Source organism: Aureimonas sp. SK2 (assembly GCF_029813115.1).
Lineage (GTDB): Bacteria > Pseudomonadota > Alphaproteobacteria > Rhizobiales > Rhizobiaceae > Aureimonas.
The window spans coordinates 1-14,980 of sequence record NZ_JAPZDS010000024.1 but is presented as its reverse complement, the minus strand read 5'-3'; the positions used below and the strand labels follow the sequence as shown (position 1 = coordinate 14,980).

6 protein-coding genes are annotated in these 14,980 nt (G+C 61.3%); 5 read left to right on the top strand and 1 reads right to left on the bottom strand.

Annotated elements, in window-relative coordinates; all coding sequences use genetic code 11:
* On the top strand, positions 1-240 hold the full coding sequence (locus tag O5O54_RS20375; RefSeq protein ID WP_279483691.1) for a DUF2274 domain-containing protein: 240 nt from the start codon (positions 1-3) through the stop codon (positions 238-240).
* Here the strand turns inward: O5O54_RS20375 and O5O54_RS20370 are convergent.
* Complete coding sequence (locus O5O54_RS20370) at positions 235-1,128, bottom strand: LysR family transcriptional regulator (protein ID WP_279483690.1); 894 nt, start codon at positions 1,126-1,128, stop codon at positions 235-237. The genes O5O54_RS20375 and O5O54_RS20370 overlap by 6 nt on opposite strands.
* Before the next feature lie 343 nt (positions 1,129-1,471).
* Here O5O54_RS20370 and O5O54_RS20365 point away from each other — a divergent pair, with 343 nt between their 5' ends.
* The 4 genes from O5O54_RS20365 to O5O54_RS20350 form a co-directional block, all read left to right on the top strand.
* The gene (locus tag O5O54_RS20365) at positions 1,472-2,698 is read left to right on the top strand and encodes an ATP-binding protein (protein WP_279483689.1); all 1,227 of its coding nucleotides are present in this window, start codon (positions 1,472-1,474) and stop codon (positions 2,696-2,698) included.
* 55 nt (positions 2,699-2,753) lie between these two features.
* Positions 2,754-7,922: a DEAD/DEAH box helicase gene (locus tag O5O54_RS20360; protein WP_279483688.1), complete on the top strand. Its 5,169-nt coding sequence runs from the start codon at positions 2,754-2,756 to the stop codon at positions 7,920-7,922.
* 4 nt (positions 7,923-7,926) lie between these two features.
* Positions 7,927-10,692 (top strand): DEAD/DEAH box helicase, encoded by a 2,766-nt coding sequence (locus tag O5O54_RS20355; RefSeq protein ID WP_279483687.1) that lies wholly within the window; start codon positions 7,927-7,929, stop codon positions 10,690-10,692.
* A gap of 3 nt (positions 10,693-10,695) precedes the next feature.
* Positions 10,696-14,980: Eco57I restriction-modification methylase domain-containing protein (locus O5O54_RS20350; protein ID WP_279483686.1), on the top strand; the 4,285-nt coding region annotated here is incomplete at its 3' end.

Genomic DNA, 14,980 nt, shown 5'->3' with positions numbered 1-14,980 from the left:
ATGACGAAATTGAAGCTCGGTCCGATCGTGGAGGAAAAGCCGGTCAAGGCGGTGCTGGAGTTGCCCGCCGCGCTTCACCGCGATCTCACCGCCTATGCCGAGGTTCTGGGACGACAGACCGGCCAGCCCGTGCGCGATCCGGTCCAACTGATCGTACCGATGCTGGAGCGCTTCATCGCCACCGATCGGGGGTTCGCCAAGGCTCGCCGGGCGAAACCCATGGGCGACGTCAGCTCATAATTCGACGCCCTGGTGGCGGGCCATCGTCTTCGCCGTGCTGACGAAGCGCCGGAGCGCCGGATTGTCGTTCTTCGGCGACCACACACCGTTGAAGGGGAGCACCTCGCCGACGATCGGCCGGTAGCAGATACCCGGCACATAGGCGGCCGTCGCCGCCTCGCTCATGACCGTGAGCCCGCTGCCGATCGCGACGAGCGTCAACAGATTATCGCGCCCGACGAACTGTGACTGAATTTTCGGGTGATGGCCGAGATCGGCGACCCGCTGCACCAGATAGTCATGGACCTCCTGACCCGGCGGCACGTCGCTGACAATAAAGGTCTCGTGCGCGAGATCGTGCCACCTCACCTCCTCCTTCTCGGCGAGAGCATGCGATTCAGGCAGCACCACGAAAACACGTTCCGACCAGAGATAGGTGGTCTCGCATCGCGGCCACTCCAGCGTGCCCGTCAGAAAGGCGATATCCAGGCGGAACTCCCGAACCGCGGCGACATGCTCTGCAGGATTGCCGTCGGCAACCTCGAGACGGACGCCGGGATGCTCCTCGGCGAAACGTCGCAGCAGGTCTTGAAGAAAGCCGGATGCCAGGGACGAAAAGATGCCCACGCGTAGATGGCCTTCCGTGGCGCGGCCCACCGCGTCCACGATCTCGGCGCCTTCATTGACGTGACGAAGAACCTGTCGCGCCTTCGACAAGAGCCGCTGTCCTGCCACGGTCAGGCACACGCCGCCGCTATGGCGGTGAAACAACGCCGAACCGAGCCCGTCTTCCATGTCGCGAATCCGGCGACTGATCGTAGACTCCTGGACGCCCAACGCGGCGCCCGCCTTTCGAAAGCTTCCATGCTCGGAAGCCGCAACGAAATAACGCAGATGTCGAAAGTTCATACCTCACCTGGAAATCGTCCGGAGAGCCCCCTTTCCCCGACTGCTTGAAGGAGACGCTGCGAGCGATTGCGAAGGCAATCTCCCAGCGTGGCGATGAAATTCAGTCCGCTGGGAGATCAGATCCCGATCAGGCGATTGCCTGCACGGCCGTCAGATTCTTTGTCTTTGTACAAATCGAGCACAAGCAAGGCACCTTCTTTCCTGTTGTTGACCGGCGCGTTCGTCCCACGACGGCTCGCGTCCCGCCCTCATCCTAGGGCGCGGCATCCAATTTCCAATTGCCTGATCCGCGACTTCCAAATATCATGATCCAGAATTCCAATCATCCAACTCCTGGATCCGCATGTACGAACGGCTTGTCGAGCGTCGGGCAGAAGAGGCCCTTTCCGACACCCCGGTGGTCCTGATCGTAGGGCCACGCCGGGCGGGCAAGACCACGCTCGTCCGCAAGATGGGAGAAGCTGGTCGGGCCTATATCACGCTTGACGATCAAACGGTTCTCGATGCCGCTCAGTCCGATCCAGCGGGCTTCATTCGTGGCCTTGACCAAGCCATCATCGACGAGATCCAGCGCGCGCCCGACCTGCTGCTGGCAATCAAGAAGACAGTGGACGAGGACTATCGTCCCGGGCGCTTCCTGCTCACCGGCTCTGCCAATGTGCTCACATTGCCGCGCGTCGCCGACAGCCTGGCGGGTCGAATGGAAACGATCCGCATGTTGCCACTGGCACAGGCCGAGATCACCGGTCAGACGCCAACCTTCCTGGAGCGCCTGTTCGACGGGAAGCTTAAAGCCGACAAGCAGGCGATCCTCGGTGACGACCTCGTCGAGCTGGTGCTGAGAGGCGGCTTCCCTGAGGCGATCAGCCGTGAAACCGAGCGACGGCGGCAGGATTGGGCACGGTCCTATCTGACCTCTGTGCTGACCCGCGATCTCAGGGATATCGCCGACATCGAGAAGCTGACTGAGTTGCCGAAGTTTGTACGGCTCGTGGCGGAGCACTCCGGCCAACTGGTCAACTACTCGCAATTCGGCGCGAGCATCGATGTCAGCCACAAGACCGCACAGCGCTACATCGCGCTGCTCGAACAGGTATTCCTTGTCGCGACCCTACAGCCCTGGTTCACCAATGCACTGAAGCGGATCGCCAAGACGCCGAAGCTCCACTTCCTGGACTCTGGGCTGCTCGCAACGACGCGGGGCCTGAGCTTCGAGCGGGTGAAGGCGGATCGGGGCGTCTTCGGCGCGCTGCTGGAAAGCTTCGTCTTTTCCGAAGTTCTGAAGCTGACGGCAGCATCTGACCTGCGGGTTACCCCTTCTCACTTCCGCGACCAGCAGATGCACGAGGTCGACATCGTATTGGAGCGCGATGACGGCATGATCGTGGGCATCGAGGTGAAGGCGTCAGCCACGGTAAAGTCCAGCGACTTCGCCGGGCTACGCACCCTTGCCGAGGCTTGCAAGGAACGGTTCGCCTATGGCGTGGTGCTGTATGACAGTGCCGATTTCGTGCCGTTCGGTGACAGGTTGGCAGCGGTGCCCCTCTCATCTCTGTGGGGCACAGCCTAATGATTCAGAATAGAATTTTGGGTATAGAAAAGATATCCGGGGGGATTTTCTGACAATGAAGGCGTTCGAATTCGACCATCGACTTATTGAGTCCTATGCCCGCTTCTCGCGATCTTTTAGTGTCGTTCGATCCGATGATCTGAGGTCCGAGATTGATCGGCAATATGACGAAGGTCGCTTTTGGCCGGATGCCTTGCTGTCCATCAACCCGCGCTTCCTGCAGGGGCCAACAGCTGATGAGCTTGTCACCTCAGGCGATCTCGATGAAGCGACCGGCAAGGTATTCCGGTTTGGACCAACGCCGCTGCGCTTTCACCGCCATCAGGCCCAAGCAATCGCCAAAGCTCGGGCGGGTCAAAGCTATGTAGTTACCACCGGAACAGGGTCGGGAAAGTCGCTTTGCTTTTTCGTGCCGGTGGTCGACGCGATTATTCGCGCTAGGAAAGCAGGAAAACCACGCAAAACCAGTGCGATCATCGTTTATCCGATGAACGCGCTGGCCAACAGCCAGATGAACGAGATCGAGAAGTTCATCTCCCAATCCGGGCTACCAACTGAAATCAGGCCCGTGGTGCGGCGCTACACCGGACAGGAAAGCCAAGAAGAACGGCAGCGGATCGCCGACAATCCGCCAGATATTTTGCTCACCAACTTCATGATGGCTGAATTGCTTCTGACGCGGCAAGACAGCCTCGACACCAAGGTTATAGAGAACGCAAGCGGTCTGGAGTTCATCGTTCTCGATGAGCTGCATACCTATCGCGGCCGCCAGGGCGCCGACGTGGCTATTCTCGTTCGTCGGCTTCGCAATCGCTGCACGCCAGACAAAGCACCGATCTGCATCGGCACGTCGGCCACCATGGCAAGCGAAGGGTCCGACACCAATCGTGCGCAAGCCGTAGCAGATGTTGCCTCCCGCCTTTTCGGGACGGCCATCGGGCCGGAGTCGGTCATCGACGAGTCGCTGGAACGCGCCACAGATGATCGACTGAAGCTGGATGATGTGCGTTCGAAACTTGCGTCCGTACTCGCGGCTACCCCGCCGGACGAGCTGACCGATGAGGTGCTGAAGGAACACCCTCTCGCGGTTTGGACTGAATTGGCGATCGGCCTTGATGACGCGCAGGAGCTCAAGCGCAAGAAGCCAATCCCGTTCGGCGACGCCGTCGCGCTCCTGTCAAAGGATAGCGGCGTAGAAATCGAAACTTGCCGAAGCCATTTTGAGGCGTTCCTGACTCGTATCAGCCTGCCGGAGGCGGATCGAGGGGGCCAGGGAGCCGGCGCATTCCTGGCATTCAAGCTCCATCAGTTTATCTCGGGCGCGGGCGAGGTTTTCACCACACTGACCAAAAAGCCCAGAAGCGTGCTCTTCGAGGGACAACTCGAAGATCCTAGCGCGCCGGGCCATCGCCTCTATCCCACTCGCTTCTGCCGAGCGTGTGGGCATGATGTTCACGTCGTCACCAGAACCGACGATGCCCTGGGCGCTTTGTTCGTTCCGAGGAACATCGACGACGCGCCCCTCGATGACCAGGAGAGTGACGCTGCAGGTTATCTAACCCCCACCGGCGATGGCGATCCCGACTATGCCTTCACGGGCGAAATCGAAACCTTTCCCGAAGACTGGCGCGAGGAGCGCAAGGGTGTCGAGCGGCTGCGGGCGAACAGGAAGGGCCGAGTGCCGCAAATGGTGTCCGTCGCCCCCGACGGTCGCCCTGCGTCAACCGGTAAAGCTTTCTGGTTCATACCTGGCAAGTTCGGCTTCTGCCCTTCCTGCCTTGATCAACCGCATCCCAGCATGCGGGAACGCTCCAAACTTGCTGGCCTCTCAGGCGAAGGTCGAAGCTCTGCCACGACGCTTCTGGTTTCGACTGCGCTGGAATGGATGAACAGCCGCAACAGCGGTGTTCCAAAAGAGAAACGCAAACTCCTCGGCTTCACAGATAATCGCCAGGATGCTGCGCTTCAGGCGGGGCACTTCAACGACTTCCTTTTTGTCAGCCTCCTGCGCGGCGCGATCTTGCGCGCCGTTTTGGACGCCGGTGACGACGGCATGACCGAGGACGAATTCGGTCTGAGGGTCGTGAAGGCGCTCGGTTTCACCGCGAGCAACAAGGAGGCTCGCATCCATTGGATGTTGGATCCCGACGCAGGAGCCGTGGTTCGGGAAGACGCTCAGCGATCCCTCGCCAAGGTCCTTGCCCACAGGCTCTGGACAGACCTGCGCCGGGGGTGGCGTTACACAAACCCGAGCCTCTCCGTCCTTAAGCTCATTGATGTTGCGTTCATTGGGCTCGATGAGGTCGCAGAGGACACAGAGCGCCTTGCGGCCATCCTGCCTGACATTGCCACGCTGGACGTTTCGAAGCGCAAGGAGATGCTGAAAACGATCCTCGGCGCCATGCTCGACGGTCTCGCCGTCGGAACGGAGGCGCTTGATCTGACCGTCCTCGACACCGTTGCCCAAAAATCCCGGAATCTCCTGCGTACACCTTGGTCCATCGACGCGAAGGAGACGCCCAGAAGCCGCACGACACTGTTCCTGCAGGCTCCAGGCAAAGACCGGGTTGGGCTCCGGGAAGAGCAGACGATTGTTCGCGCAGGACATAATTCCCGTATCGGCCGCCTCATCAATCGCAAGAGCGTCCTAGGAAACAAGCTCGGCAAGGATGACTACCTGACCGTCTTGACGGGCTTGATGGAACTTCTGGCCCGCGAGGGTCTGGTATCCCGCGTCGACATAGAGGCGGATTTGCAAGGTTGGCGTTTATCGCCGTCAGCCGTTCGGATCATACCGGGCGAAGCCATCCAAGCCGGCACGGCGCAAGGAAATCGCTACTTCCACGATCTCTACCATGACATTGCCGCCGATCTGAAAGCGGGCGGGAGCAGTTTTTGGGGACTCGAAGGCCGTGAACATACGGCCCAAGTATCGCAGAGGCAGCGCGAATGGCGCGAGTGGCGCTTCAGGTACGAAAAGGAAGACCGGGAGAACCTTGCTGCAAACGCTGCCGAACTCAATGCTGTGGGAGAGTCGGAACAGTTCCTACCCGCCCTCTTCTGCTCTCCGACGATGGAGCTAGGCGTCGATATCTCGGCGCTCAATGCCGTCTATCTGCGCAATGTGCCACCGACGCCGGCGAATTACGCGCAGCGCGCTGGCCGCGCCGGGCGCTCCGGACAGGCCGCCGTCATTGTGACCTATTGCGCCGCCCAATCGCCGCATGACCAGTATTTCTTCGAGCGGCGCAACGAAATGGTCTCCGGCGTTGTCCGCCCGCCGGCTCTCGACATCACCAACGAAGAGCTCGTGCGTTCACACCTTCATGCCATCTGGCTGGCCGAAGCGAAACTCGCCCTGTCGCCGGACATCCCGGAAATTCTCGACCTGACGGAGACGGGCTACCCCCTGAAGCAAGAGATTCACGACATCATCGATCGGCCAGCACTGGCGGTCGCGGCACACGCCCCGATGAAGCGCGTGCTCGATCAAATTCTTGCATCCGTGGATGGCCGTAAGCCGGTTTGGATGAGCGATCCCGACGATTTCGTATCTGCGGTGGCCCAACGAGCGCCGCAGGATTTCGACCTTGCCTTCGATCGCTGGCGGGAACTCTACAACTCAGCCCGAACGCAGTTGATGGAGGCCAACGCGCGCTCCGAGATCACGGGTCTTTCGGGCGCGGATCGCCGTCGCATCAAAGCAGCGCAGATGCAGGCAAGCGACCAGATCACCATTCTTGAACAGGGCAAAGCCTCGAACGGCTCTGACTTCTATTCCTATCGCTATCTTGCGACGGAAGGCTTTTTGCCGGGCTACAATTTCCCACGCCTGCCTCTCTACGCCTTTATCCCAGGAGAGGGAAAAGCTGGTTCATTCCTCCAGCGCGCCCGCTTCCTCGCCATTTCGGAATTTGGGCCACGCAGCCTGATTTATCACGAAGGGCGCGCCTACCGGGTCATGAAGGCGAAGCTGCCGCCAGAAGTCCGAACGGGAGATGGATCGGAGCTGGCGACGAAAGACATCTTCATCTGCTCAAACTGCGGCGCTTGTCATGACGGCGAGGTCGAGCGCTGCCACGCCTGCAATGCCCCGATGGCGGGTGAGGTGCCGGTACAGCGGACGCTCCGGATCGACAATGTGGAAGCTGCTCCGGCTGAACGGATCACGGCGAACGATGAAGAACGCGTCCGGCAGGGCTTTGACATCCAGACCGTATTCTCCTGGCCGAAACGAGATGGTCGCGCACAAATCACTGAAGCCCACTTCCGCTGTGACGACGCCTCGATCTTCAATCTGCAATACGCGAACAGTGCCGAGATCAGTCGCATCAACAAAGGACTAAAGCGGCGCGCAAATCAGACCGTCTTCGGATTTCACATCGATCCACGGAGCGGCTATTGGGCAAAGTCAAGTGATGAAGACCCCGATGTCGATGTACCGCCCGATGTCGTGAAGCCGGTTCGGATCGTTCCCATCGTTCGCGATCACAAGAACGCGCTTCTCTTCCGTTTCAATGATCCCACAGCCTATGCGCCAGAGACCATCGCGACGGTTCAACATGCTTTCATGAGAGGCATCGAGGTCGTCTTCCAATTGGAAGAAGGCGAGATTCTCGGTGAGCCGCTCCCCGCCCGCGACAATCGTCGTGCTGTCCTGGCTTACGAAGCCACAGAAGGTGGCGCAGGGGTTTTGAGCCGTCTGATCGAGGATCCTCAGGCCCTCGGGAGGGTTGCCCGAGAGGCGCTGATCCTGATGCACTTCGACCGGGTCGACGACGCTATCGCTGCTGGCGATGCCAAGCTGCTCGTCAGCCACGACGAGGAGTCGTGTGTCCGTGGCTGCTATCGTTGCCTGCTTTCCTATTTCAACCAACCCGATCACGAGTTGATCGACCGCACACGCGACGAAGCCAAACAGATGCTGGTCGATCTGGCACGGGGTCAGGTGGTGCTCGCAACCGCGGATCAGGCTGCAGAGGCCGGCGAATGGGTGAACGCCTTCAGGGAGGTCGGACTTCCCGCCCCGGATGGATCCGCCATCACATTCTCCGATCAGGAAATGAGTTTCGCGTGGCGCAGTCATTTCGTAGCCGCGTGCATCTCTCCCCTTACGGAGACAACGCGCCAGGAAGCGGAAGCCAAGGGCTGGACGCTGTTCGAGTTACCAGAAGCTGTCACTGCGGGTGTACCCGACGCGATGCGCTCGATGTTCGGGGAATGAGCTGATGACGATGAACTTTGCTCCGGGAGACCTGGTGCGAGCGCGCGGACGTGAGTGGGTTGCGCTACCGTCGCCCCGGGATGGGATACTCGCGCTCCGTCCGCTCTCGGGCGGCGGGAACGATACCGTCGTCCTCGATCCAGCGCTCGAACTCTGGCCGGTCGAGCCCGCCCGCTTCGATCTCCCGGTCGATGCGGCGGCGACGGTTCAAGCCAAAGCGGCATTGCTGGCTGATGCGATGCGGCTGACGCTTCGCCGTGGCGCAGGCCCCTTCAGGTCCGCAGCCCAACTTGCCTTTGAACCACGAACCTACCAGCTTGTTCCTCTACTTATGGCGCTTCGCATGGCGGCGCCGCGCCTTCTGATCGCGGATGACGTCGGCATCGGAAAGACGATCGAAGCCGGCCTCATCTTGCGCGAGCTGATGGACCGGGGCGAAGTAGATGCGTTTTCGGTGCTTTGCCCACCGCATCTCGTCGAACAATGGCTCGGAGAACTGAAGGCCCGCTTCGGGATTGACGCTGTTCCGGTCACTTCCAGCACCGCGAGCCGGTTGGAACGGGGTCTGCCACTCGCCCAGACTCTGTTTGAGGCTTATCCCTTCACGGTCGTCAGCCTCGACTACATCAAGGCTGAGAAACGCCGCGAGGGTTTCGCGCGCGCCTGCCCGGACTTCGTCATCGTCGACGAAGCCCATGCCTGCGTGGGAACACATAAGGGCAAGCAGCAGCGCTTCGACCTTCTGCAGGGCCTGGCTCGGAATCCGGATCGCCGGATGATCTTTCTGACCGCAACGCCGCATTCCGGGGATGAGGAGGCTTTCGCGCGCCTCCTCTCGCTGATCGATCCGTCATTCGCCTCGATGGACTTCGAGGACACGCGGTATCGTGAACGTCTGGCCCGGCATTTCGTGCAACGGCGCAGGATCGATCTCGTCACCGGGGATTGGGACGAGGACCGCGCCTTCCCGAAACATGAAACCACCGAGTTTGCCTATCATTTGTCCGACGCCCATCGAGATTTCCAGGAAGCTGTTCTCGACTACTGCTTCGGTATCGTCTCCCAGGCGGGATCGGGGCAGCGGGAACAACGTCTCGCCTTCTGGGGCACGCTTGCATTGATGCGCTGCGTCGGCTCTTCGCCGGCCGCCGCTCTGAGCGCATTGCGGAACCGCATGTCGAGCGAGAGCGAACGCCTCGAGCCTCAAATTTACGATGACGACGGCGACGACGAGGACGCGGTCGATCTCGAGCCCGGTACGGCATTCAATGTCGATCCGGCGCTCCTCGCACTGGTGAAGCGCACCGAGGAGTTGGTCGGCAAGCCCGATCCGAAGCTGGCCGCTTTGATCGAGACGCTGACACCAATCATCAAAAAGGGTGCAAATCCCGTCGTCTTCTGCCGCTATCTGGCGACGGCCGAGCACGTTCGCGATGGTCTGCGCAAAGCCTTCCCGAAACTGACCATCGAAGCTGTGACGGGCGTTCTTACGCCGGATGAGCGCCGTGATCGTGTCGCCGACATGGCCCCTTCGGACGAGGAAAAGCCGGCCCAGCGTCTTCTCGTCGCCACCGACTGCCTGTCGGAAGGGATCAACCTGCAACAGCTCTTCGACACGGTCGTCCATTACGACCTGTCGTGGAATCCGACCCGGCACCAGCAGCGCGAAGGGCGGGTCGATCGTTTCGGCCAGCCGGCAGACCTTGTCCGGTCGATCATGATGTTCTCGCCTGACAGCGCAATCGACGGCGCAGTGCTTGAGGTTATCCTTCGAAAGGCCGAGGAAATCCGCAAGGCAACGGGCGTGACCGTACCGCTCCCGGAGGAGCGAGGGCCTGTGACGGACGCCCTGATGGCATCGATGATGCTGCGTCGTCGCGGAAGTCCCCAGCTGACGCTCGACCTCCGCTTCGAGGACAGCGTGAAAGCCGTGGAAGCGCGGTGGCGTGACGCCTCCGAGAACGAGAGGAAGTCGCGCGCGCGTTTCGCACAGAACGCCATGAAACCGCAGGAAGTCGCGCCGGAATGGGAAAAGGTCCGCGCGCTACTCGGCTCACCTGCTGATGCGCGCGTTTTCGTCGAACGAGCGATGGCGCGTTTCGGTATACCTCTGGAACCCAGGAAAGCCTTGCTTCTAGCCCATGTCGACGCCCTCGATGCCGGGCTGCGCAAGCGTTTGGCCGAACACGATCTGAAAGGATCGGTGCGCCTGGCGACGATGGAGCCTGCACCATCGGGCACGGCGCTGCTTACCAGAACGCACCCCCTGACAGCGACGCTTGCCGAAGCGCTGGTGGAGGCGTCGCTCGACCCCGAATCCTTGGCGGGGCTGGGTATCGGTCGTGTCGGCGCTTGGCCGACCACCGCCGTCCAGCAGGTGACCCGCCTGGCGCTCTTGCGTATCCGCTTCAAGCTGACCGTTCATGCCCGCAAGGAACGACTGCTCCTAGCGGAGGAAGCGGCTCTGGTGGCGCTTCAGGGGACGCGGATCGTGGCGGTCGGCGAAGACGCGCGCGAACTGCTCAATGCCCCCGCGACGGCCGATCTCGCACCTGTCGCGCGGGACAGATTTGTCGCCAAGGCCAAGGAAGAGCTGCCCGGCCTGCTCGAAGGATCGATCGCCGAATTCGTTCAGTCGCGTGCGGAAGAGCTTATGCAGGATCACGCGCGCCTCCGCGTCGCCTCTGGATCTGCGTCCCGCGTCACTGTGGAGGCCGTGCTGCCACCGGACGCCATCGGTCTTTTCACACTGATGCCGGGGGAGGCCTGAGCCATGGCGCGTAAACCCGTCACTGATATGTCGGCATGGCCATCGCTTACGCTGGAAGGCAATCTCATCGCCCCGGCCGTGGTCGCCAGCATCGACCGTCGGCAAGCCTCCGATCAGGCCGAAGAAGATTATCGCATCCGCAAGGGACTGACGATCCGCGAGGAGATTTCAACGTCCTTCCGCGTCGGCCAGTCCCATTTCGATGCCTTCGCGAAGCTCCAAAACCCCTCGTTCGAGGCGACCCGACGCTTCGTGCGCGCCTTCCTCACGGAAACCTTCGGCTTCGATGATCTTGTCCCGACTGATAGCGCGCTCTCTTTCCTCGCCGGTGGACGTATCCCGGTTGTCGTGGTGCCGCCGTCCGAGGAAAAGCTCGATCGCCGCAGTCCGACACTTTCGACAGACCGTTCGCGGTCCCCGGCTTTCGCGCTCCAAGATTATCTCAACGACAATGATGACGCGCTTTGGGGGCTGGTCACGAATGGGACCGTCCTGCGCCTCATGCGCGACAACGCCTCGCTGACGCGGCCGGCATATGTCGAAGCTGATCTCGCTCAGATATTCACGAATGAGGATGCCGCTTCCTTTGCGGTCCTCTGGTCGCTGATTCACCGGACACGATTCGGCGCCGCAGGCGCGCCGGCTACGGATTGTGCGCTGGAGCGTTGGCGTGAGGCCGGCTCCCGCGAAGGCGAGGCCGCACGCGATCGGCTGGCAGCGCAGGTTGAAATCGCGCTCCGGGTACTCGGCTCGGGCTTCCTCGAAGCGAATCCTGATCTCGCCGCGCGCCTGAAGTCGGGCGAGATTGATCTGACCGAGTGGTTCAACGAGCTGCTACGCCTCGTGTATCGCCTGATCTTCTTGATGGTGGCTGAAGATCGGACTCTGCTCCATCCCGAAACCGCGACACAGGACGCCCGCAAGCTCTACCGCGACGGCTACAGCCTCGCGACGCTGCGAGCCTCATGCATCCGTGCGGCCACCTGGGATAAGCATCACGACCGGTACGAGGGCGTCAAGATCGTCTTCCGCGCGCTTGCCCATGGGCAGGACGCGCTCGGCCTGCCGGCACTTGGTGGCCTTTTCAGTGACGACAAGCTGCCGCATCTCGAAACGGCGCGCCTGCGCAATCGCGCCTTCATGGAGGCGCTCTACCGCCTCTCCTGGCTTTCCGACAAAACCGGCATGACGCCGGTGAACTGGCGCGCGATGGAGACCGAGGAGCTTGGCTCGGTCTATGAATCCCTGCTCGAACTCCAGCCGCAGCTTGGCGACGACGGCAAGAGGCTCGTCTTCGCCTCAGAAGCCGCCGAGCAGAAGGGAAATCAGCGGAAGACGACCGGCTCCTACTATACGCCAGACAGCCTGGTTCAGGCGCTTCTCGATACGGCGCTCGACCCCGTGCTCGACAAAACGGAGACAGAAGCCTCCGATCCAGCCGATGCGCTCCTGAAGCTAAGCGTCATCGACCCGGCCTGTGGATCTGGCCACTTCCTGCTTGCAGCCGCTCGCCGCATCGCCACGCGGCTTGCCCGCATTCGCGCCGATGGAACGCCGTCGCTGGCGGACTTCCGCCATGCACTCCGCGATGTCGCTCGCTACTGCATCTATGGGGTGGACCGCAACCCGATGGCGGTCGAGCTGACTAAGGTTGCACTCTGGATCGAGACGGTGGACCCCGGCCTACCGCTCGGCTTCTTCGACGCCCAGATTCGGTGCGGCGACTCGCTCCTGGGCGTGTTCGACCTGAAGGTGCTGGAACAGGGCATTTCCGATGCCGCCCACAAGCCGCTGTCCGGCGACGACAAGGAGGTGGCGAGGCACTACGCGCAGAAGAACAAGCGGGAAAAGGGCGAGAAGGACCGTATCGCGAAGGGCTTTGGATTCAATCGCGCGCATGACCTCATGCGGGACTTCGAGGCGCTCCGCGCCATGCCCGAGAATACTGTCGAGCAGATAGAATCCAAGGCTGCTCGCTTGCATGCCCTGACCGCGCGAGGCGCATCCGTTTGGCAACTTGAGACGGCCTGCGATCACTATGTCGCCGCCTTTCTGCTGCCGAAAAAGAAGGGCGGCCCCCAGGCGGGGCCTGACGGGATGCCACGCAGAGGCGCAGAGATGGTGCCGACATCGGGCACCATATGGGAATGGTTGCGGGGCGTGCAGCCGTTCGGCCCAATGTTCGGCGCGGCCGTTGATGCCGCACGCAGCGCCCATGCCTTCCACTGGCCGCTGGAATTCCCGGATTTCATGCAGCGCGGTGGCTTCGACGTGGTGCTAGGCAACCCGCCGTGGGAGCGGATCAAGCTGCAAGAACAGGAATTCTTCGCCGCCCGCTCACCCGAGATCGCGGGTGCCCAAAACAAGGCCGCGCGGGACCGGCTGATCAAGGCGCTGGAAAAGGCGCCTGAGGGTAGCGCAGAGCGCGCCTTGCACGACGCCTTTACTGCTGCCAAGCGTGAGGCCGAAGCGACCAGCGAATTCGTCCGCGCACCGGGCGAGGACGGCGGGCGCTTCGCCCTGACAGGGCGGGGAGACGTGAACACCTATGCGCTTTTTGCCGAGTTGTTTGCAAACCTCGCGCGGCAGCGCGCCGGGGTGATTGTGCCCACGGGCATCGCCACCGACGCTACAACTGCACCCTTCTTCGCGCATCTAGTCGATAAGAAACGGCTGGCGCGGCTAGTGGATTTTGAAAACTCGGGGCCGCTTTTCGCGAGTGTGCATCGCAGCTTCAAGTTCGCGCTTCTCACTTTTGGCCGCGAGCAAAAAGCCGCGCATTTCGCCTTCTTCCTGACCGAGCCCGCGCAACTGGCCGAACCCGAGCGCAACTTCACCCTCTCGCCGCAGGCTATCGCCGCCATCAACCCGAACACTAAGACCGCGCCGGTGTTCCGCTCCCGCGCCGATGCCGAATTGACGGCGAAGATCTACGCCAACACCCCGGTGTTTATCGACGAGGGCAAAGGTAAGGACGGCAACCCTTGGGACGCATCGTTCATGACGATGTTCCATATGTCGAACGACAGCCACCTATTCCGCACCGCCTCACAATTGGCCGAAGCGGGATTCTCGCGGAAAGGAACAGAATGGACGCTTGGGCAAAAGCGATATGTGCCGTTGTTTGAGTCAAAGATGTTCGACATCTACAATCATCGGGCGTCGGACTACCGAGCACGCGGCGAAGATCGAGGCCACCGCGTCTTGCCCGAGCTCACACCTGACCAGCTCAGCGATCCGAATGAAGAGGCCGTCCCTTTTTACTGGGTACCCCTGGAAGAGGTCGAGCAAAGATGTCCGCATCGCAATTTTCTTTATGGATACGGCGAAGCCACGACGGCAACCACAGACAGAACTTGCGTTATGACTGCGTTTCCCTATGCGGGCGTCGGACATAAGACAATTCTCTTAACCTGTACAAGAATGGCGCCGCCACTTGAGGCGGCGTTAATCGCCAACTGCAATTCTTTGATTTTAGATTTTGTTACGCGAACTAAGGTGTCGTACCTCACGCTCGCGCAGTTCATTTTTAAGCAGTTGCCAATTCTGCCGCCGAATTTTTGCACCGAACCCCGCCTCGCTTTCATCGTCCCAAGGGTGCTGGAACTCACCTACACCTCTCACAGCCTTGCCCCCTTCGCCCGTGATCTGGGTTGTGACGGCCCCCCCTTCGCCTGGGACGAGGATCGCCGCGCCCGTCTGCGCGCCGATCTCGACGCCTTCTACGCCCGCGCCTACCGCCTCGAGCGAGATGAGCTGCGCTACATACTCGATCCTGCCGATGTGAAAGGGGCCGACTACCCGTCCGAAACCTTCCGCGTGCTGAAGGAGAAGGAAATCCGCCAGTTCGGCGAATACCGCACCCGCCGCCTCGTGCTTGAAGCGTGGGACCGGATGGAGGCGGACGGGACATTCGCTAACCTCGGGCTCGCCGCAGGCCAAGTCGCGGATACGGCAGCGCGTACTATTCAAAGACCTGCTCTCGCGGACCTGTCGGACGGAGTTTGGGCGCGAGCCGCACAGCAGCCGAATGATGCTGGCGCTGCCCTGACGGCTATCCTCAAAGCGATTAGCGGACCGAGACCAAGCCGAACCATTCGGCTCGTAGCCGCGATGATGCTGGAACCGCACCTTCTGACATCCTTGTTGTCGGACGAACAAGCGCAGGAATGGCGGCGATTGGTCGGCCAGGAAGCGGAACCTCGCACCGGCAATGTCGTTGGCTTTGCGGCCCGCACCAACCAAGGTTGGGGCGCTGCAGTATCCAATCATCGCGGCAACGGCCGTC